The organism is Actinokineospora sp. UV203 (genome assembly GCF_056323665.1).
The window spans coordinates 1,359,858-1,377,518 of record NZ_CM150484.1; the positions used below are offsets into that span (position 1 = coordinate 1,359,858).

General features: G+C 70.4%; 15 protein-coding genes. 4 read left to right on the top strand and 11 right to left on the bottom strand.

Annotated features, from left to right (window positions below; genetic code table 11):
- Positions 1–106 precede the first annotated feature (106 nt).
- Positions 107–1,282 (bottom strand): lipase family protein, encoded by a 1,176-nt coding sequence (locus ACUZ2Y_RS06015; RefSeq protein ID WP_476327720.1) that lies wholly within the window; start codon positions 1,280–1,282, stop codon positions 107–109.
- 105 nt (positions 1,283–1,387) lie between these two features.
- Between ACUZ2Y_RS06015 and ACUZ2Y_RS06020 the strand changes: the two genes are divergently transcribed.
- Positions 1,388–2,011 carry a TetR/AcrR family transcriptional regulator gene (locus ACUZ2Y_RS06020; protein ID WP_476327722.1) on the top strand — a complete coding sequence of 208 codons (624 nt, stop codon included), beginning with the start codon at positions 1,388–1,390 and terminating at the stop codon, positions 2,009–2,011.
- 344 nt (positions 2,012–2,355) lie between these two features.
- On the opposite strand, the gene ACUZ2Y_RS06025 is transcribed toward ACUZ2Y_RS06020, so the two are convergent.
- Positions 2,356–4,803: a collagenase gene (locus ACUZ2Y_RS06025; RefSeq protein ID WP_476327724.1), complete on the bottom strand. Its 2,448-nt coding sequence runs from the start codon at positions 4,801–4,803 to the stop codon at positions 2,356–2,358.
- A 172-nt stretch (positions 4,804–4,975) separates the two neighbouring features.
- Between ACUZ2Y_RS06025 and ACUZ2Y_RS06030 the strand changes: the two genes are divergently transcribed.
- Together ACUZ2Y_RS06030 and ACUZ2Y_RS06035 are read left to right on the top strand one after the other, a co-directional pair.
- Positions 4,976–5,932 (top strand): LysR family transcriptional regulator, encoded by a 957-nt coding sequence (locus ACUZ2Y_RS06030; protein WP_476327726.1) that lies wholly within the window; start codon positions 4,976–4,978, stop codon positions 5,930–5,932.
- A 51-nt stretch (positions 5,933–5,983) separates the two neighbouring features.
- A complete protein-coding gene (locus tag ACUZ2Y_RS06035; RefSeq protein ID WP_476327728.1) occupies positions 5,984–6,355 on the top strand; it encodes a hypothetical protein in 372 nt (123 codons plus the stop codon).
- On the opposite strand, the gene ACUZ2Y_RS06040 is transcribed toward ACUZ2Y_RS06035, so the two are convergent.
- Genes ACUZ2Y_RS06040 through ACUZ2Y_RS06075 form a run of 8 tightly spaced genes read right to left on the bottom strand, consistent with a single transcriptional unit; the run spans position 6,336 to position 14,482 of the window.
- On the bottom strand, positions 6,336–7,742 hold the full coding sequence (locus tag ACUZ2Y_RS06040) for an aminopeptidase P family protein (RefSeq protein WP_476327730.1): 1,407 nt from the start codon (positions 7,740–7,742) through the stop codon (positions 6,336–6,338). The genes ACUZ2Y_RS06035 and ACUZ2Y_RS06040 overlap by 20 nt on opposite strands.
- Positions 7,739–9,109, bottom strand: coding sequence for an aldehyde dehydrogenase family protein (locus ACUZ2Y_RS06045; RefSeq protein ID WP_476327733.1), 1,371 nt, complete (start codon positions 9,107–9,109; stop codon positions 7,739–7,741). Before ACUZ2Y_RS06045 ends, ACUZ2Y_RS06040 begins: the two co-directional genes overlap by 4 nt.
- Positions 9,106–10,107, bottom strand: a complete 1,002-nt coding sequence (locus ACUZ2Y_RS06050) for a proline racemase family protein (RefSeq protein WP_476327735.1) — start codon at positions 10,105–10,107, stop codon at positions 9,106–9,108. The genes ACUZ2Y_RS06045 and ACUZ2Y_RS06050 overlap by 4 nt, the downstream gene beginning before the upstream one ends.
- A 1-nt stretch (position 10,108) precedes the next feature.
- The gene (locus ACUZ2Y_RS06055; protein ID WP_476327737.1) at positions 10,109–11,029 is read right to left on the bottom strand and encodes a dihydrodipicolinate synthase family protein; all 921 of its coding nucleotides are present in this window, start codon (positions 11,027–11,029) and stop codon (positions 10,109–10,111) included.
- Positions 11,026–12,375, bottom strand: coding sequence for an FAD-dependent oxidoreductase (locus ACUZ2Y_RS06060; protein WP_476327739.1), 1,350 nt, complete (start codon positions 12,373–12,375; stop codon positions 11,026–11,028). The genes ACUZ2Y_RS06055 and ACUZ2Y_RS06060 overlap by 4 nt, the downstream gene beginning before the upstream one ends.
- The gene (locus tag ACUZ2Y_RS06065; protein WP_476327741.1) at positions 12,372–12,638 is read right to left on the bottom strand and encodes a (2Fe-2S)-binding protein; all 267 of its coding nucleotides are present in this window, start codon (positions 12,636–12,638) and stop codon (positions 12,372–12,374) included. Before ACUZ2Y_RS06065 ends, ACUZ2Y_RS06060 begins: the two co-directional genes overlap by 4 nt.
- A complete protein-coding gene (locus tag ACUZ2Y_RS06070) occupies positions 12,635–13,810 on the bottom strand; it encodes an NAD(P)/FAD-dependent oxidoreductase (protein ID WP_476327743.1) in 1,176 nt (391 codons plus the stop codon). Before ACUZ2Y_RS06070 ends, ACUZ2Y_RS06065 begins: the two co-directional genes overlap by 4 nt.
- A 57-nt stretch (positions 13,811–13,867) precedes the next feature.
- Positions 13,868–14,482: a helix-turn-helix domain-containing protein gene (locus tag ACUZ2Y_RS06075; RefSeq protein WP_476327745.1), complete on the bottom strand. Its 615-nt coding sequence runs from the start codon at positions 14,480–14,482 to the stop codon at positions 13,868–13,870.
- Positions 14,483–14,602: 120 nt separating this feature from the next.
- Between ACUZ2Y_RS06075 and ACUZ2Y_RS06080 the strand changes: the two genes are divergently transcribed.
- Positions 14,603–15,286, top strand: a complete 684-nt coding sequence (locus ACUZ2Y_RS06080; protein ID WP_476327747.1) for a transposase — start codon at positions 14,603–14,605, stop codon at positions 15,284–15,286.
- Between the two features lie 133 nt (positions 15,287–15,419).
- On the opposite strand, the gene ACUZ2Y_RS06085 is transcribed toward ACUZ2Y_RS06080, so the two are convergent.
- The gene (locus ACUZ2Y_RS06085) at positions 15,420–17,654 is read right to left on the bottom strand and encodes an acyl-CoA dehydrogenase (RefSeq protein ID WP_476327749.1); all 2,235 of its coding nucleotides are present in this window, start codon (positions 17,652–17,654) and stop codon (positions 15,420–15,422) included.
- Between the last annotated feature and the right edge of the window lie 7 nt (positions 17,655–17,661).

Below are 17,661 nucleotides of genomic sequence, written 5' to 3' on the forward strand. Positions count from 1 at the left end.
CGACATTCGCGATGGCACGAATGTCGAACTCAGTTGCCGGAAGGGGCGACTCGGTTGCCTGGCGGGGCGACTCGCGACCGAGAACGCGGGCCCGCCCGTCCCCCGGTCAGCAGGCGTCGGTGACCGGCAGCCCGAAGAACCGGGCGCTGAGGTAGGCGACCGCGGCCGGGGCGCCGGTGACCGCGAGGACGTTGTGCTCGCTGAGGTAGTCGGTGTGGAAGGTGACCTTCGTGCCCTTCGCGCACCACTCGCGGCGGACGGCGTCACCCGCGGTCCAGGGGATCAGCTCGTCGAACTTCGAGTGGTAGAGGTAGACCGGCGCGGTGGGTGCCTGCGCGCCCATTCGGTTGAGCGCCAGCACCTCGCGCCCGACCGGCTCGTTCAGCGGGTCGGGCGAGGTGGTGAACTCGCTCAGCTTGCGGAACGGGTAGCTGACGGCCAGGTCCCCGACGCACATGTCGTCCATGTCGGCCCGCAGCGCGCGACCCGCGTCGTTGAGCAGGGTCTCCAGCTCCGGGTACTCGCGCATCAGGCCGTTGACCGCGCCGAGGCCGAGTCCGGAGAAGGGGCCGCCGTCCATCGTCTCGGCGGCCAAGGCGAGGTCGGCTGGGGTGCCGCCTGCCGCGACTCCCGAGATTCGGAGTTCCGGCGCGTAAGTGGGCTGCAACTCGGCCGCCCAGCCCGAGGCGAGAGCCCCACCCGAGTAACCCCAGACGCCGATCTTGGCTTTCGCCAGGCCCGCCTCCGGCACGGAGATCGCGCCGCGGATGCCGTCAAGCACCGCGTGCCCCTCCATCCGCCCGGCGCCGTAGGCGTCGCGCGGCCCCTGGTAGTCGGTGACGACGACCGCCCAGCCCTTGGCCAGCCCCAGACCGAGCAGCGCGGCCTCCTTCTCGGTGCCGGTCCGCAGGGTGTACGAGGGGTTGCACTGGTCGCCGAGGCTGTCGGTCGCCGGCTGATAGGACAGCAGCGGCCGCTGCCCGAGGTACGGGGTGGACGGCACGATCAGCGTCGAGACCACGGTGACCGGCCGGTCCTTCGCGTCGTTGCTGCGCACCTGCAGCTGCATTGCGGGCAGCCCAGCGGCGGTGACGTCGCGCTTCTTGAGCACCGTGCCCGGGCGCGCGGCCTCGAAGCCGGGGGCGGGCCGGTAGAACGGGTCGAGGTCGGGCTCCACGACCGCGTCCGGCGCCGCGGTCGCGGCCGGGACGGCGACAACCGCGCCACCGACCAGCGATCCTGCCGCCAACACCAGCAATGCCAGACGTGCCGTGCGTTTCATGGGCCGACCCTCCATAATCGAAAATACATCTTTTCGCTTTGAGCTTGGCCGCTACCGTAGGCCTACGCGACCCCGATGACAAGAGCTGGAGACATGACCGAGCCGATGACCGAGCCAGTGACGCGCCGCTACTCGGGCCGCGACGCGGGAGAACGCAGCGCCGCCCGCCGGGAGCGCCTGCTGGAAGCCGCGCTCGACCTGTTCGGCACCGAGGGCTACCAGGTGACCCCCATCGACCGACTCTGCTCAGCGGCGAAAGTGTCGACGCGGCACTTCTACCACGAGTTCACCAACAAGGAAGCGGTCCTGATCGCGCTGCACTCCCAGATCACCGAGGCCGCCCTCACCGCCACGGCCACCGCCCTCGCCGAAGCCCCGGCGACCCCGATCGAGGCCCGCCTGGTCGCGGCCGTGACCGCGTATCTGCACACGATCATCGCCGACCCCCGCCGGGTCCGGGTCAGCTTCGTGGAGGTCGTCGGCGCCAGCCCCAAGGTCGAACAGGCCCGCTTGGAGTACCGCGAAGCCATCATCGCCACGGTCACCCACGAGGGCGAGGCCGCGGTCGCCCGCGGCGAGATCCCGCCCCGGGACTTCCGCTTCGCCGGCCTCGCCCTCATCGGTGCGCTGAACTCGGTGGTCTACGACTGGTCGTTGCACCAGCGGACGTCAGCCAAGGACCTCGAAGCCGCCCTGCTCGCGCTCGCCAACACCCTGCTCACCGGCTGATCTGGCCCCGAACACGGCTCCGTCCGCCCCGCCGCATGCCTCGGCGCCCTCCCGTCGATGCGCTTTTGGGTGAGCAGCTCGCGAACCGAACGTCGTGCTCTCTCGGGTCCATCGGATATCTTGATAGTGACTACTTAATAGTTTGATGCAGGTGCTCGTCACCTAGGTCTACGGAACCCCTTGGTTGCCGCGATCTCGGCTGACAACCTCGGGGGAACATCCGATCCATTTCGCGTTTGCCCGTGCGCTCAATCGGTGACAGTGATCGGACAGCTGGCATGGCTGGTGGCGGGACAGGAGGCCCGCCGGTGCGTGAACTCACCGGCGGGCCCGTTGTCTGTTGCCTAGTACCTGCTGGCGACGGTGACGCCGGAGCAGGCGGTGGAACCCTTCAGGCTGATGTACACGTAGCCGCCTGGTGGGTTCGCCACCACGACGGACTCGTTGTTGCCGCTGGTGACCGACCTGTGTGTGGCCGTGGCCGTGGTGGCCCAGTTGGTCGGGCTGTAGTAGAGGTCGCAGTTGCCCGCACCGCCACTCGCCGTGATTCGGAGTTGAGCGGTTCCGGTCGGGACCCACAGGTACATGTAGTCGTACCCCGAGTTCACCGCGGATCGGTTGGTGCGCTGGCAGTTCTTGCCCAGTGCGCGGGTGTCGGCGGTGGTGCACTCGGGGAGTGCGGCCGTGACGGTGACCGAGCGAGTGGTGGTCGCGGTCGCGCCTTTGTCGTCGGTCGCGGTGAGGCGGACGGTGTAGGTGCCCGCTGCCGTGTAGGTGCGGGTCGGTGAGGTGGCGGTGGATGTGCCGCCGTCCCCAAACTCCCAACGACGGGCGGTGACCGTGCCGTCGGTGTCGGTGGAGCGATCGGTGAACGCGGCGGTCAGCCCGGTCACGGTGTAGGTGAAGTCGGCTGTGGGCGGGCGGTTACCGGTTCCACAGTCGCCGGCCGCGCAGGCGGTGAGCCAGGTGTTCCAGTCGGCGTCGTAGCGGGTGCCGATCGTGGTCTTCAGGTGGGTGCGGGCGGCTGTGTAGTTGCCCGCGCGGTAGTGGCCGAGGACCGTCGTCATATCGGCGGGGTGTGACTGCATCATGTAGCGGACAGCCAGGTAACCCCAGCGGTATACCCGGGTCGCGTCGTGGTCGTAGGTGGTGTCGAACAGGGTGCTCAAGGCGTAGGTCTTCTTGCCCGCCTCCGCGATGGCCGCCGTGTTCGCCAGGTTGCGGTACGACCAGGACACGTACTCGGCGACGCCCTCGATCCACCAGACGGTCGGGGTGCTGACGGTGGTCGGGAAATCGCCGTACATGTTGTAGCGGCCGTCGAGGTAGTGGGTGTACTCGTGGTTGAGGTTCCACACCTCGAACGTCGGCCGCAGCCACTCCGCCTCATAGGCGATGAAGCGCGGCACGTTGCCCGCGGTCGCCGGGTTGCCTTCGAGGTACATGCCGCCGTTGTTGGTGTCGATGTCGAACATCGTGCCCGCGTAGGTCCGGTAGTCCGTGCTGGAGTCGTAGACCACCACCTCCAGCGTCGTGTTGTGATCGTTCGCCACCGGGCCGGGGTCGCTGACCACGCGGTGGAAGAAGGCGTCCTGGTTGGCCAGGCTCGTGCAGGAAGCCGACAGTTCGGGGGCGGTCATGGCCTGGGCGCGGATCCGGAGCGCGGCCGAGCAGGTGTGGGTGATCGGCAGGATCGCGGCGTTCAGGCGGGCGGGCAGGTCGCAGACGTCGTAGTAGGCGCAGTTGGCCTTGTCGTAGGCGTCGGCCATCTCGGCGACGCCGATCCAGAGGCCGCCGGTCGGGCCGGTGATCGAGCTGCGGTCGAGCAGGCCCTTGGCAAGCGGGCGCACCTTCGTCCGCAGCGCGTCGTGCTGCAGGAACCTACTCATCTCCCGGCCCGCGTTGGTGGTCAGGTACGCGCGGCTGGTGCCGAGAAGAGTGAGATGTGCCAGCGCGAACGCGTTGAGCGAGTCGATGACCGCCGGATCGCTCTGCACGGCTGAGACGAAAGCGGGCAGGTAGTGGCCGCGGAACAGTACTGTGTAGACACCGTTGACCGCCGACACCATCGACGGATAGGCGTCATAGGCGCTGGTGTAGCTGGAAAGCAGGCGGCGGACGACCCCCAGGTAGCGTGCGTTCTCCTGCGCGCTGTCGATCAGTGTCACCGCCTCGGACAGCGTCGCGCCGTTGGCCTCGCTGACGGTGAACGCCCGCGAGTTGCCGTAGAAGGTGTCCAGCGCGGCCTGAATCGCGGTGCGCAGCGTCGGACCATAGGGGCCGACGACATCGGGGTTGTACCACTGGACGAAATACCCGGCGCGCAAGTAGAGGACGAGTTGGCCGGTGGCGGTGGAGTTGTCGCCGGGGTAGGCGACGGCGTTGTCCCGCAGCCCATACGCGACGCTCACCATCTGCGCCTCGCGGAAGGCTCCGGTGGCGGTGCTTCCGGTGAGCGTGAACAGCGAGTTGACGCAGTCCAGCGTCGACACGCGGATGTGCTGGACCAGCGCGGCCCCCGTGCGGCTGGTGAACTCCTCCGGGTCGCAGGCCGCGGCGGACTGTGCGGCCGATACGCCACTCTCTCGCGGTGTGGTGGCCGGGATCGGACCGCGATCCGTCAGTGGCGTCGGCGTCCTGGACTCACGGGCGGTGCCGTGGGACTGGGCGACTGGCGGTGGCGCGGTCGCGGGCAGGCGCTCAGGTGCGGCGACGGCGGCCGGGGCCGGTAATCCCAGGGTGGCGGCGAGCAGGGTCAGCAGGACCAACCCGGGCCGCGGACGAAATCTCATCACGTGTGTCTCCGGTGCAGGGAGTTTGCCGCATTGGGCGGCGTGCAGGGGATAAGGCCTCCATGGCCGCGCGAACGGAGATCCTCCTTTGGTATCAACACCATCGCGCATTGAGGGAGAGTCACACCGAGAGGGATCCGCTGGTAATGATTTGGCTCTATAGTCTTTGCTTATGGACCTGGAGTTTCGACACCTGAGGGCCATTTGCGCTATCGCGGAGACGGGCAGCCTTTCGCAGGCCGCGTCCGCCCTCGGCGTGTCCCAGCCGTCGCTCACCCTGCTGTTGCAGCGCGTCGAGCGGTCGGTGGGCGGGCAGCTGTTCCTGCGCAGCCGCACCGGAACCGCGCCCACCGCCCTGGGCGAACGCGTCCTGGGCCGCGCGCGGGTGCTGCTGGTCGAACTCGACGCGTTCAGCGCCGACCTGGTGCGCCCGAACGCCCAATCCGTGCTGCGCATGGGTTCGGCGCACATGGAGTGCGTCGCCACGTTGGTCGCACAACTCGACGAGAAGTTGCCGGAAGCCGAGATCCGGCTTCAGGTGGAGCCGTCAAGCACGATGCTCGCCCACTCCCTGGCCCACGGCCGACTCGACGCGGCCCTGATCGGCATGTCCGACGACAAGGATGTTCCCCTTGGCGCACAGGTGATGTACCGGACTCTGGTACCGCGCGTGCCGGTCTTCGTGGCTGTCGCGGACACCCATCCGTCCGCCCGCCTGGCGGAGATTCCCTTGGCGGACTTGGCCGACGACTCCTGGATCTGTCCGCCCGGAGCCGACGACGGCTCGCTGGCGACGCTGCGCTCGGCGTGCCGCGGGGCCGGTTTCGTTCCGCGGATCCGCTTCGAGGTGCCCAGCGGGGGTGGGCGGCAGCTGATCAGGTCCGGCCAGGCGGTGCAACTGGTCGAACCGACCTCGATGGGTTGCGACGGCCTGGTCGTCCGCCCGCTCGCCGACGAGCCAATGCGGATGCGCCTGGTGCTGGCGTGGCGCCGGGAAAGGCTGACGGAGAACCAGATCCACCGGATCCACGACGCCTCCGCCGCCGCCTACACCCACCACGCCATGGAGAGCCCGGTGTTCCGCCCGTGGTGGCTCGCGCACCCGGAAGTTCACCCTCGGCTGAACTAGTGCTGTGTCCACGGTGTGCCTGCCGGCCTGCGAACCCACGTCGAGGACATCGTGGACGAGATCGAGAAGCATGACCTGCGTGATGTTGTCCTGGTCGGGCACAGCTATGCGGGAATCCCCACCGGGGAAGCCGCGCGGCGAAGCGAACAGATCCCCCGTCTTGTGGTGGGTTCCACCCCACATCCCTGCTCGACCTTGACCGAACCCGTCGAGCTCACTCGACCTCTCAGCGAGCTGCCGGCGACGTACATCAAGTGCCTCCTCGACGGGCCGAAGCCGACCGATGATGTCATCGAGCTGCTGACGAGTGCGAGCCGGCGGTCAGAGGAGATGCGGACCGGCCATTGGCCGATGGTTTCCCAGCCGTCCGAACTGGCCCGCATCCTCTTGACCAACCCCACGATCAGCCTTGCTGACGCCTGACCCAAGCCTCCAACTCGGCGGGCGCAGTCGGGAGGGCTGCCGACAACACCTCGATGCCTTGCGCCGTAACCACGACGTTGTCTTCGATCCGCACGCCGATCCCGCGCAACTCCGGCGGAACAGTCAGATCGTTGGGGTGGAAGTAAAGGCCCGGTTCCACCGCCAACGCCATGCCCTCGGCGAGCACCCCGTCGTGATACATCTCCGCCGAGGAATGGGCGCAGTCGTGCACATCCAAACCGAGGAAGTGCCCGACACCGCACACGATGTAGCGGCGGTGGTGCTGGTTGCCGATTTCGAGGGACTCATCCACCGAGACGGGGAGCAGGCCCCAGTCGTGCAAACCCTGGGCCAGCACCCGCATCGCGGCGGTGTGGAACGCGCCGTAGCCCGCGCCGGGGCGGACCGCGGCGAGCGCGGAGCGGTGGGCCGTGAGCACGAGGTCGTAGACCTGGCGCTGGACTTGGCTGTACTCCCCCGACACCGGCAGCGTGCGGGTGATGTCCGCGGTGTAGAGGGTGTCGACCTCGACCCCCGCGTCGAGCAGCAGCAGCGATTCCTCCGGCACGGGACCGTCGTTGCGCACCCAGTGCAGGACGGGCGCGTGCGGACCGGCCGCGACGATCGAGGCGTAGCCGACGCCGTTGCCCTCGGTTCGGGCCCGTCGGTCGAAGGTGCCCTGCAGCCACCGCTCGCCGCCGCCCTTGACCGCGGCCGGGAGTTCCCCGGCCACGTCCTCGAACCCGCGGATCGTGGCGTCGACCGCGTGGCGCAGCTGCCCGATCTCCCAGTCGTCCTTGATCCGCCGCAACTCCGCGAGCGTCCGGCGCAGCTCGCCACCGGGCGCACCGGGCACCAAGGCGTCGAGGAGCGGGTCGACGCCCGGGGTCGCGAGCATTTCCGGGATTCGCCCGCGCACCGCGGACGGCAGTTCCTCCAGCGACCGGCACCGGAGACCCAGCGCCTCCGACCATTCGGCGAGCCCAGGTGTCGGGCCGATCCAGAGTTCACCGTCGCGCGCGTTCGCGAAAAAGTCGGCTTCGTCCGGGCCGGCGGGCTCACGCAGGAACAATTCCGCGTCGTGTCCCGGCCGCAGCACGAGCACCGCGCCCTCGGCGTGACAGCCGGTCAGCCACGAGAAGTCGCTGTCCGGCCGGAAACCGTAGTCGGTGTCGTTGGCCCGGACCGGTGCCCACCCGGCCCCGACCACGATCCGCTTGCCTGGCAGGGCATCGGTCAACCGCCGCCGGTGCTCCCGCGCGGCCTCGGCCGCACCACCCGGCAGGCACACCTCCCGATCACCGGGACCCCAACCCGAGCCGACGAAGTCACGAAAGCCAGCCGCCTCAACGAGTCGACTCGGGTCACGTCGCGCAGGTCGGGTCACCGGTTCGCTCCGATCTGCACAGTGCGGGAAGACGTGTAGAAGGCAGCCGCGGCCTTGCCCTGTTCGCGGCCGCCGTAGCCGGAGTCCTTCTCGCCGCCGAAGGGCAGGTGGAAGTCGACGCCCGCGGTCGGGGCGTTCACCTTCACCATCCCCGATTCGCAGCGGTCCGCCGCGGCCAGGGCGACATCCAAGTCCGCGGTGTAGACGGCCGTGACCAGCCCATAGTCGGTGCCGTTCGCCATGGTCAGCGCGGCATCGAGGTCCGGGACGGACGTGAGCGTGGTGATCGGGCCGAAGACCTCTTCGCGGTTCAGCGTGGCATCCGGCGCGAGTCCGGCGATCACCGTCGGGCCGACGAACCAGCCCTCATCGCCCGCTCGCGTGCCGGACGACACCACCCGGCCACCCTCAGCGCGGGCGTGGGTCACCGCGTCCGCCACCCGGTCGCGGGCTTGTTCGCTGATCACCGGTCCGACCACGACCTTGGGTTCGGCCGGATCGCCGAAGCCGAGTTCGCCGATCTTGCTCGCGAGCACCTCGCCGATCGGTCCGCTGTCGCCCACGACGACCACGCGCTTCGTCGCGGTGCACTTCTGTCCGGCGAAACCCATTGCCGCGTAAGCGATGTCAGTCGCCGCGCGGTCGAGGTCGGCGTCGGGCAGCACGATCGTCGCCGAGAGCCCGCCCATCTCGCACTGGGCCGGGATACCGCGTCGCGCGGCGTCGACCGCGATGCCGCGGCCGACCGCGCCGGACCCGGTGAACGACACCACGTCCACACAGGACACCAGGGCCGCGCCAGTCTCCGCCGCTCCGGGCAACACGGAGAACAAGCCCGCCGGCAGGTGGGCGGCGAAGAGTTCGGTCAGCCGCATGGCGCACGCGGTGGCGTCCGGCGACGGCTTGATCAGCACGGCGTTGCCGAAAGCCAAGGCGGGGGCGGACTTCCACACCGGGATCGCCAGCGGGAAGTTCCACGGGGTGATCAACCCGGCTACCCCGCGCGGCCTGCGCGCGGTGAACCCGAGACCCGCCCCGGTCGGGTAGGTCTCGCCGATCGGATCGAACGCCTGTTGCGCGTAATACCGCAGCAGCGCGACGGTCCGGGCCACCTCACCGGCCGCCTCCGCGGCGGGTTTGCCGACCTCGCGCACCGCCAGCGCGGCCAACTCGGCGGCGTTGTCGGCGACCGACTGAGCGACCGCCGCCAGGGCCGCCGACCGGACACCGGGTGCGGCCGAAGCCCACTCCCGTTGCGCGGCACGGGCTTGTGCCGCGGCGGCGAGAACGGCGGCGGGCTCGGTCACCGGCACATCGACGACCACATCCGACGGTCGCTGCGGCGACGTGGACACGACTCGGGTCACAGCTCAAACCCCCTGGGGAACGGGTCTTCGGGATCGAGCAGGTACTGGCCCATGCCGGTGATCCAGGCGCGGCCGGTCACCGTGGGCAGGACACCAAGCCGGTCGCCGATCGGGACCTCCTCGAGCAGCCTGCCGGTGAAGCGGGTACCGATGAAGGACTCGTTGACGAAGTCCTCCCCCAGCTTCAGCTCACCACGGGCATGCAACTGGGCCATCCGGGCGCAAGTCCCGGTGCCGCAGGGCGAGCGGTCGAACCAGCCGGGGTGGATGGCCATCGCGTTGCGGGAGTGACTGCCTTCGTGACCCGGCGCGGTGAACTGGACGTGCTTGCACCCGCTGATGCTCGGATCGGCGACGTGCGCGGGCCTGCGCTGGGCGTTGATGGCGTCCATGATGGACAGTCCGGCGGTGAGGATCGGGTCCTTGGCGGCGCGGTCGAACGGCAGGCCGAGCGTCTCCAGCGGGATGATCGCGTAGAAGTTGCCGCCGTAGGCCAGGTCGTAGCGCACCTCGCCGTAGCCGGGGACGTGGACCGTGGCGTCGAGTTCGTGCGCGTAGGCGGGGACATTGCGGACGGTCACGTGCTCCGCCCGGCCATCGCGCACCGCCACCTCCGCGAGCACCAGACCGGCTGGGGTGTCGAGCCGAACCGTGGTCACCGGCTCGGTCACCTCGACCATGCCGGTCTCCACCAGGACCGTGGCCACGCCGATCGTCCCGTGCCCGCACATCGGCAGGCAGCCGGACACCTCGATGTAGAGCACACCCCAGTCGGCGTCCGGCCGGGTCGGCGGCTGCAGAATCGCGCCGCTCATCGCGGAGTGGCCGCGCGGCTCGTTCATCAGCAACTCGCGCAGGTGGTCCAGGTTCGCCATGAAATGCTCACGGCGGGCCGCCATGGTGGCACCGGGGATGACGCCGACACCGCCGGTGATCACCCGAGTCGGCATGCCCTCGGTGTGCGAGTCGACGGCGCTGAAATACCGGGCGGAGCGCATGTCAGGCCGCCACCGGGTGCGCGCGGAGGTAGTCGACGGCCTTGCGCATGTCCTGCTCCAGGCGGGCGCGCTGCTCGTCGGCGAGCGGGCCGCGCGGCGGGCGGCAGGGTCCGCCGAACCGGCCGACGACGTCCATCCCGAACTTGATCGACTGGACGAACTCGATGCGCGAATCCCACCGGAACGCGGCGACGAGCGGCTCGTAGAGCGCCCGCGCCTCGGCCAGTTTGCCTTCCATGGCAAGGGAGTAGAGGCGGGCGGACTCGGCCGGGAAGACGTTGGGGAAACCGGCGAACCAGCCGGTCGCGCCCATCAGCAGGCTCTCCAGGACGACGTCGTCGGCCCCGGCGATCACCGCGATGTCGGTGGCCTCGCGGATCTCCAGCACCCGGCGCACGTCGCCGGAGAACTCCTTGACCGCGACGACGTTGTCGATCTGGGCGATCTCGGCGACCAGTTCGGGGGTGAGGTCGACCTTGGTGTCGATCGGGTTGTTGTAGACCATGATCGGCAGCCCGGCCTTGGCCACCTCCGTGAAGTGGTGGATCACCTCGCCGTGGTTGGCCCGGTACATGGTGGGCGGCAGGCAGAGCACGCCGTCGGCGCCGTCCTCGGCGGCCAACTCGGCCCAGTGCCGGGCCTGGTGGGCGCCCGCGCCGTGCACGCCGACCACGACGATGCCCGTGCCCTTGACCGCCTCGATCGCGGTGCGGGCGACCTGCCTGCGCTCGTCGTCGGTCAGCGAGGAGTACTCGCCGAGGGAGCCGTTGGGCCCGACGCCGCGGCAGCCGTTGGCCACCAGCCACTGGCAGTGCTCGGCGTAGCGGTCGAGGTCCGGGCGCAGGCCCGCGGGCGCCTTCGGGTCTTCGGCATAGGGCAGCGCGGTGGCGACGATCACGCCGTCGAGCCGTTCCTGGGTCACGTGTTCTCCTTCTCGGTGTCCTCGGCGAGTTCGCCGAGGCGCAGTGGTGCCGCGATCGGCCGTCTGGCCGTGTCGGCGGGGTCGTAGTGGCCGCCGGTGAACCCGGCGGCCAGCTCAGCGGCGTTGCGTCCGCAGACGCGGCCTTGGCACAGGCCAAGGCCCACGCGGCTGGTCAGCTTGAGCGACCGCACACCGAGCGCGTCGCGCTCCCGTGCGGCCGTGCGCAGGGCGGCGAGGGTGACCTCTTCGCACCGGCAGACCAAGGTGTCGTCGGCAAGCCAGGTCCGCCAGCCCGGGCGGACCGGGTAGGCGGTGGCCAGCCCTTCGGCGAAGGTCCGACCTTGGCGCGCTTTCCGAAGTGCCGCTTCGGGAATCGGCCTGCCCGCCGCGGACGCGCCCGCGATGGTGCCCTCGGCCGCGGCGAGATCGGCCCCGCCGATGCCAGTCAGCTCGCCGGCGGCGAACACGCCGGGAACCGAGGTCTCCTGGGTGGAGGTCACCTCGACGAACCCGTCGACAAGCCGGCAGCGCACGGAGACGGCGAGTTCGAGTTGCGGCGTGAAGCCGAAGCCCACGCAGACCGCGTCGACGGGGACGCGGCGCTCGGTCCCTGGCCGGACTCGCCAGTCGCGATCGAGGGCGGCGGTGGTCACTCCGGTGACCCGGTCCTCGCCGTGGGCGGCGATCACCGTGCGCCTGCGCCGGTAGGGAATGCGGCGCTTCGCGAGCAGTCGGGCGTATCCGGCCAGTTCGGCGAGCTTGCCCCGGCCGGCGAAGAGGGCGGACGGTGTCCAGCCGCGGATGCCGCCGTTCGCCTCCAGCACTTCCACGACTTGGGCGCCGACGCTGGTCAGCGACCGCGCGACCGGCAGCAGGAAGGGACCGGTGCCTGCGACGATCACCCGCTTGCCGATCGCGACACCTTGTCCCTTCGCGAGGGCTTGGGCGGCGCCCGCGGTGACGACGCCGGGAAGGTCCCAGCCGGGGAACGGCAGGGCGCGGTCGTAGGCGCCGGTGGCGAGGACGAGGGCGTCGGCGGTCAGCGTCTCGCCGCGGCGTGCGGGTCCGTCAGCTTGGCCGGTGCGGAGGTGGACGAGGTGTCCGTTGTGGAGCGGCTCGATGGTCCAGACGACGGTGTCGGCGAGCAGGCGGACCCTTGGGTGCTCGGCAAGCCTTGTGCCGCCGGGGACCTGGTCCGGTCCGGCCCCCGCGGGTTGGCGGTGGAACTGGCCACCGACCGTGGGCGCGGAGTCCACCAGGGTGACCTGGGCGCCCGCGTCGGCGGCGGCGAGAGCGGCGTTGATGCCCGCCGGCCCGGCACCGACGACCACGACACGTCTGGTCATGACCGCGCCTCCGGCAACTCGGCACCGTGCTGGGTCCGGATCTCATCACCGTCGACGACGACACGCTGGCAGGCGCGGACATCGGGGATTCCGTTGACCACGACCAGGCAGTCGAAGCACACGCCGATGCCGCAGAACAGGCCCCGGGGTTTGCCACCGGTCCTGGTGTCCCGCCAGGACACCTGGCCCGCGGCGAGAAGCAGCGCGGCGACGGTCTGGCCGGGGTGGGCGGGCCGGGGCACGCCGTCGACGGTGACGTTCACGCCGCCTCCATGAGAGTTGGGCGGTCCACTCGGAACGGTGTCGGGTCGATGTGTGGCTGGGCGCCGGTCAGCAGCTCGGCCAGCAACCTGCCCGTCGCGGCGGCCAGGCCGATGCCCGCGCCTTCGTGGCCGGTGGCGTGCCAGAGGCCGGGGACCCGCGGGTCCGGGCCGATCACCGGGAGATGGTCGGGCGCATAGGGGCGGAAACCGCCATAGGCGCGCATCACCGGGACGTTCGCGAGGATCGGGAACAGCGCCACCGCCTTGCGGGCGAGTTCACGCAGGACCGCGACCTCCAGGTGGTCGGTGAAGCCCACCCGCTGCCTGCTTGAGCCGATCAGGACCGGGCCCGCGGGGGTCGACTCGACCACGCTGGAGGTCTGGAGGTCGGCGTCGCCGCTGGCCACGGCGCCTACATAGTCGGCGTCGTACACCTTGTGCCGGATGGTGGGCGGTAGAGCTGCGGTGACCAGGACTATTCCGCGCCTGGGCAGGATGGCGATGGGGGCGCCCGCGGCGGCGGAGAAGGCGCCGGACCACGGGCCGCAGGCGTTGATCACGGCACCGCACGGGACCTCGCCGTCGGAGGTGCGCACGGCGCGGACGCGGCCGGTGGCGTCGGTGTCCACTCCGGACACCGTAACCCCCGAACGCACCGTGCCGCCGCGCTTGCGGACGGCCGCGAGGAGCGCGCAGGCGGCCAGGACCGGTTGCAGCTGCGCGTCCTGCGGGTAGTGCACGGCGGCCGTGACCGCCCGGGTCAGGTGTGGTTCGAAATCTCGGGCCCGCTCCGCCGGAATCTCACGGGCGTCCACACCGACGGCGCGCTGGGCGGCGGCGAAGTCAAGCAGGGGTTGAGCCGCGGCGGGAGTGGTGGCGACGACCAGGCCGCCCTTGGCCTCCCACTCGATCTCCGCGCCCGCGCCGAGGTCTTCACGCAGCGAGGCGATCAGCGACGGCCAGCGCAGCCGGGACGCCACGGCGAGGTCGAGTTCCGGGCCGGGAGCCTTGTCCGACACCAGGACGTTGCCCTCACCGGACGCGGTCGTGGCCGAGGCGGGGGCGCCGCGGTCGAGCACCGTCACCTCGACGCCGGCGGCGGTCAGCGCGTGCGCGCAGGCGGCGCCGATGACACCAGCGCCCACCACCACAACGTCCGGGTACACGACCATCCCTCCAGCGTTCATTAAAGTGAACACCGGAGACGTTAAGGGGCGACGCCCTGAACGTCAACCCTGAGGTCGGGCGGCGCTCGACACCGCGCAGGAACCGGCCATCGGGGTGGTCCCGGCGTCCACCGGGTACTGCAGCATCAGCACGGAGGTCACCGGGCCCTCGACCGTCTCGTACAGGTGCGGGAGATGCCCGGGGAAGCACACGTAGTCTCCGGGTTCGAGCACGTACGGCTCGGTGACCGGACCGACCCGGAGCACGCCTGACGTGACCACGACGTGTTCGTATCCCGGGTGCCCGGCGGACTGCTGGACCTCGCCGGGACGCACCCGCTGGTCGTAGACCTCCATGACCGTCTCGACCAGGTCCAGCCTGCGCAGCAGCCGCAGGTCGACCGCGTTGCTGCTGAGCACGTCGAGCCCGGCCGAGCGGACCAGCACGACCCCGGGCTTCGCCTGCTCGGTCAGCAGGGACGAGACCGGGACCCGCAGTGCGTTCGAAAGACTGAACACCGTGTCGATCGTCGGGTTGCCCGCGCCGTTCTCCAGCTGCGAGAGCGTGCCCTTCGCGATCTCCGAGCGCCGCGCAAGCTCCGACAGCGACAGGCCCAACTCCGCCCGCAGCGCGCGGATGTTCGCGCCGAGCACCGCACCGGCACTCTCTCGCCCCACAACGCCTCCCTGATCCGCGCGTATCCACGTTCGTCCAGTCAGATTAACCGGACGCCGTCGCCACGCCGGGGACGCACGAGCCACCGGCGCGATACCTGAAACCGCCTCACATTAGCTCGATTGGGTCAATGCGCACCCGACCCGGTCTCCGCCACCCGACTGAGCACCGCGCGGATCACCGCCGCGCTCATACGGGCAGGCCGCTACCGGGTCACCGAGCGGGCCGAGAAGATCCGGGCCGCACTGGGGGCCGAGCAGCTGGGCCAACCGCCCGAGGTGAACGCCGCATACGCGGCCACGGTGCGCGCTCAGGTGGCCATCCTCACCACGGAGATCAGCACCATGCAGGGGCAGGTGGAGGCCCATTTTGGTCGGCACCCGGACGGTGAGATCCACCTGTCCCAGCCCGGGCTGGGCATGATCCTCAGCGCCCGGGTGCTCGCCGAGTTCGGTGACGACGACACCCGTTACGCCACCGCGAAGGCCCGCAAGAACTACGGCGCCACCAGCCCGATCACCCGCGCCTCGGGCAAGAAGAAACTCGTGCCGGCCCGCTTCGTGCACAACGACCGGCTCGTCGACGCCCTCCACGCCCAGGCGTTCTCCGACCTGGAAGGCTCTCCCGGCGCCCGCGCCTACGACGACCAACACCGCGCCCGCGGCGTCGGCCACCACGGCGCGCTACGCCAACTCGCCAACCGACTCGTCGGCATCCTGCACGGCTGCCTCAAAACCGGCACCCCCTACGACGAGACCACCGTCTGGTCCCACCGTCAACTCCACCACAACCAAGCCGCGGCTTGACACCAAACACCATGGGATGTCTGTTCGGGTGGTTCGGTTCTGCCCCTTGCGTTCGGGGGCTTGAAGCCGGCGGGCGCCGAACCACCCGACGAGGTGCCCGGCGCATGATCAAGCCCAGGGCCGCCGATGAGCGTCAGCGATCGGCGTCTCGGGGCAGCCCGAGCATGCGTTCGCCGATGACGTTGAGCTGCACCTCAGTGGTCCCGCCGTAGATCGTCATCGCGCGGCAGGCGATCACCTGGTCCATCCACTTGTCGCTGGGCTCTCCCTTGACCGCCACCGCGCCCGCGACCCCGAGCTCCGCAAGGCAGAACTCAGCGATCTGCTGGCCGAACCGCATGCTGAGGAACTTGCTGACACTGGAGGTCGTGCCGGCGGTGTTGTTCTCGGCGCCGGACAGCTGCTTGAGCACGGTCCGGGCCCCGAGCAGGTCGAGGACCTGGTTCTCGCAGACGAACTCGCCGATCCGGTGGATGGCGGTGGCGTCGAGGTCGCGGCCCGCGGCGAAGCGCAGGAGGTCGGCGAGTGTCGGGTACGAGGCGTTGCCTCGGCCGAGGGCGACCCGCTCGCTGGACAAAGTCGCGCGGGCGACCGTCCAGCCGTCGTTGATCTCGCCGACCACGCAGTCGTCCGGCACGAACACGTCGTCGAGGAACACCTCGTTGAACAGGGCGGAGCCGGTGGCCTCGCGCAGCGGGCGCACGGTCACGCCGGGGGTGGCCATGTCGAGGATGAAGTACGTGATGCCCTCGTGCTTGGGCGCGGCCGGGTCGGTGCGGGCGATCAGCATCGCCCAGTCGGAGAACTGGGCCACCGTGGTCCAGATCTTCTGGCCGTTGATCTTCCAGCCGCCGTCGACCCGCTCGGCCTTCGTCGTCAGCGACGCCAGGTCCGAACCCGCGCCGGGCTCGGAGAACAGCTGGCACCACACGACTTCGCCGCGCAGGGTGGGCACAACGACCCGCTGCTTCTGCTCTTCGGTGCCGTAGGCGACGATCGGCGGGACGGCCCAGCCGCCCATGAGCAGCTCGGGCATCTGGATGCCCGCCCGCTTCGTCTCCTCGCCGATGACGACCTGTTCCAGCGGTCCGGCGTCGCGGCCGTACGGGCGGGGCAGGTGCGGCTGCACCCAGCCGCCGTCGCCCAGCGCGATGAGCTGCTCGTCCGGACCCAGTGCGGCGATCTCGGCCAGTTCGGCGCGCACCGATTCGCGGATCGCCTCGCTGCCCTCGGGCAGGTCGATGGTGATCGGCCGGGTGACTCCGCTCAGCGCGAACCGGGCGACGCTGTCGGTCCACTCCGCGCTGCGGCCAAGGAGTCCACGCAGGGTCAGCGCGCGGCGGTAGTAGAGGTGGGCGTCGTGCTCCCAGGTGAAGCCGATGCCGCCGAGGACCTGGATACAGTCGGCTGCGCACCGAACCGCGGCGTCGGGCGCGACCACGGCCGCCACCGCCGCGGCGAAATCAGCGGCTGTATCGACGACGCCGCCTCCGGGGTCCGCCTGCGAGTCGAGCGCCCGCGCGGCGTCCCAGACGACGGCCCGCGCGCGCTCCAGCTCGATGCCCATAGCCGCGCACTTGTGCTTCACGCCTTGGAACTGGCCGATCGGCCTGCCGAACTGGACCCGCACCTTGGCGTACTCAGCGGCGGTCGAGACGCACCATGAGGCGATGCCCACCGCTTCGGCGCCGAACAGCACCGCCGCGATCGAGCGGACCCGCTCGGCGCTGAGACCGTCGAGCACCCGCTCGGCGGGCACCGCCACCTCGACCGCCTCGACCAGCGCGCAGCGGCGGATCACGTCCATGCTGTCCTGTTCGCGGATCTTGAGGGCGGCCTTGTCGAGCACGACCCACCGCACCCCCGAGCTCAGCCGCACCGGCAGCACGAGCACGTCGGCGACCGCTCCGCCGAGCACGCCGACCGTCGCGCCGGACACGACGAGACCGTCGCCGGTCTCCCGGCCGTCGAGCGGATCGGCCAGGCCCACACCGGCGGTGCGTGACCCGTCCGCCAGACCGGGCAGCAACTCAGCGCCTGCCTTGGCGTCGGCCGCGACCAGCAGTGCCGAGGCGAGAACGGTCGGCAGCAGCGGCCCGGGCTGCGCGGCCCGACCGAGCGCCTCCAGGGCGACCGCCAGTTCCAGCAGGCCCGCGCCTTGGCCCCCGTGTTCCTCGGGAACGTGCAGGCCGAGCAGGCCGGCCGACTCGCCCCAGAATGGGGGCAGGCTCTCGGCTTTGGCGTCGACCGCGGCACGAAGCACGTCGGCGGTGATGTGGCGGTCGGCGAATCCGCGCACGGAATCGGCGAGCGCCAAGTGCTCCTCGGACAGGCCGAGGCCGAGCTCGTAGCCGGTAGGGGCCATCATGGTTCTC

What these genes read in the sequence shown, in the direction of transcription:
- ACUZ2Y_RS06015 (WP_476327720.1), bottom strand. Translation starts at nt 1,282, where the DNA reads ATGAAACGCACGGCACGTCTGGCATTGCTGGTGTTGGCGGCAGGATCG.
- ACUZ2Y_RS06020 (WP_476327722.1), top strand. Translation starts at nt 1,388, where the DNA reads ATGACCGAGCCAGTGACGCGCCGCTACTCGGGCCGCGACGCGGGAGAA.
- ACUZ2Y_RS06025 (WP_476327724.1), bottom strand. Translation starts at nt 4,803, where the DNA reads ATGAGATTTCGTCCGCGGCCCGGGTTGGTCCTGCTGACCCTGCTCGCC.
- ACUZ2Y_RS06030 (WP_476327726.1), top strand. Translation starts at nt 4,976, where the DNA reads ATGGACCTGGAGTTTCGACACCTGAGGGCCATTTGCGCTATCGCGGAG.
- ACUZ2Y_RS06050 (WP_476327735.1), bottom strand. Translation starts at nt 10,107, where the DNA reads ATGCGCTCCGCCCGGTATTTCAGCGCCGTCGACTCGCACACCGAGGGC.
- ACUZ2Y_RS06060 (WP_476327739.1), bottom strand. Translation starts at nt 12,375, where the DNA reads ATGACCAGACGTGTCGTGGTCGTCGGTGCCGGGCCGGCGGGCATCAAC.
- ACUZ2Y_RS06070 (WP_476327743.1), bottom strand. Translation starts at nt 13,810, where the DNA reads ATGGTCGTGTACCCGGACGTTGTGGTGGTGGGCGCTGGTGTCATCGGC.
- ACUZ2Y_RS06085 (WP_476327749.1), bottom strand. Translation starts at nt 17,654, where the DNA reads ATGATGGCCCCTACCGGCTACGAGCTCGGCCTCGGCCTGTCCGAGGAG.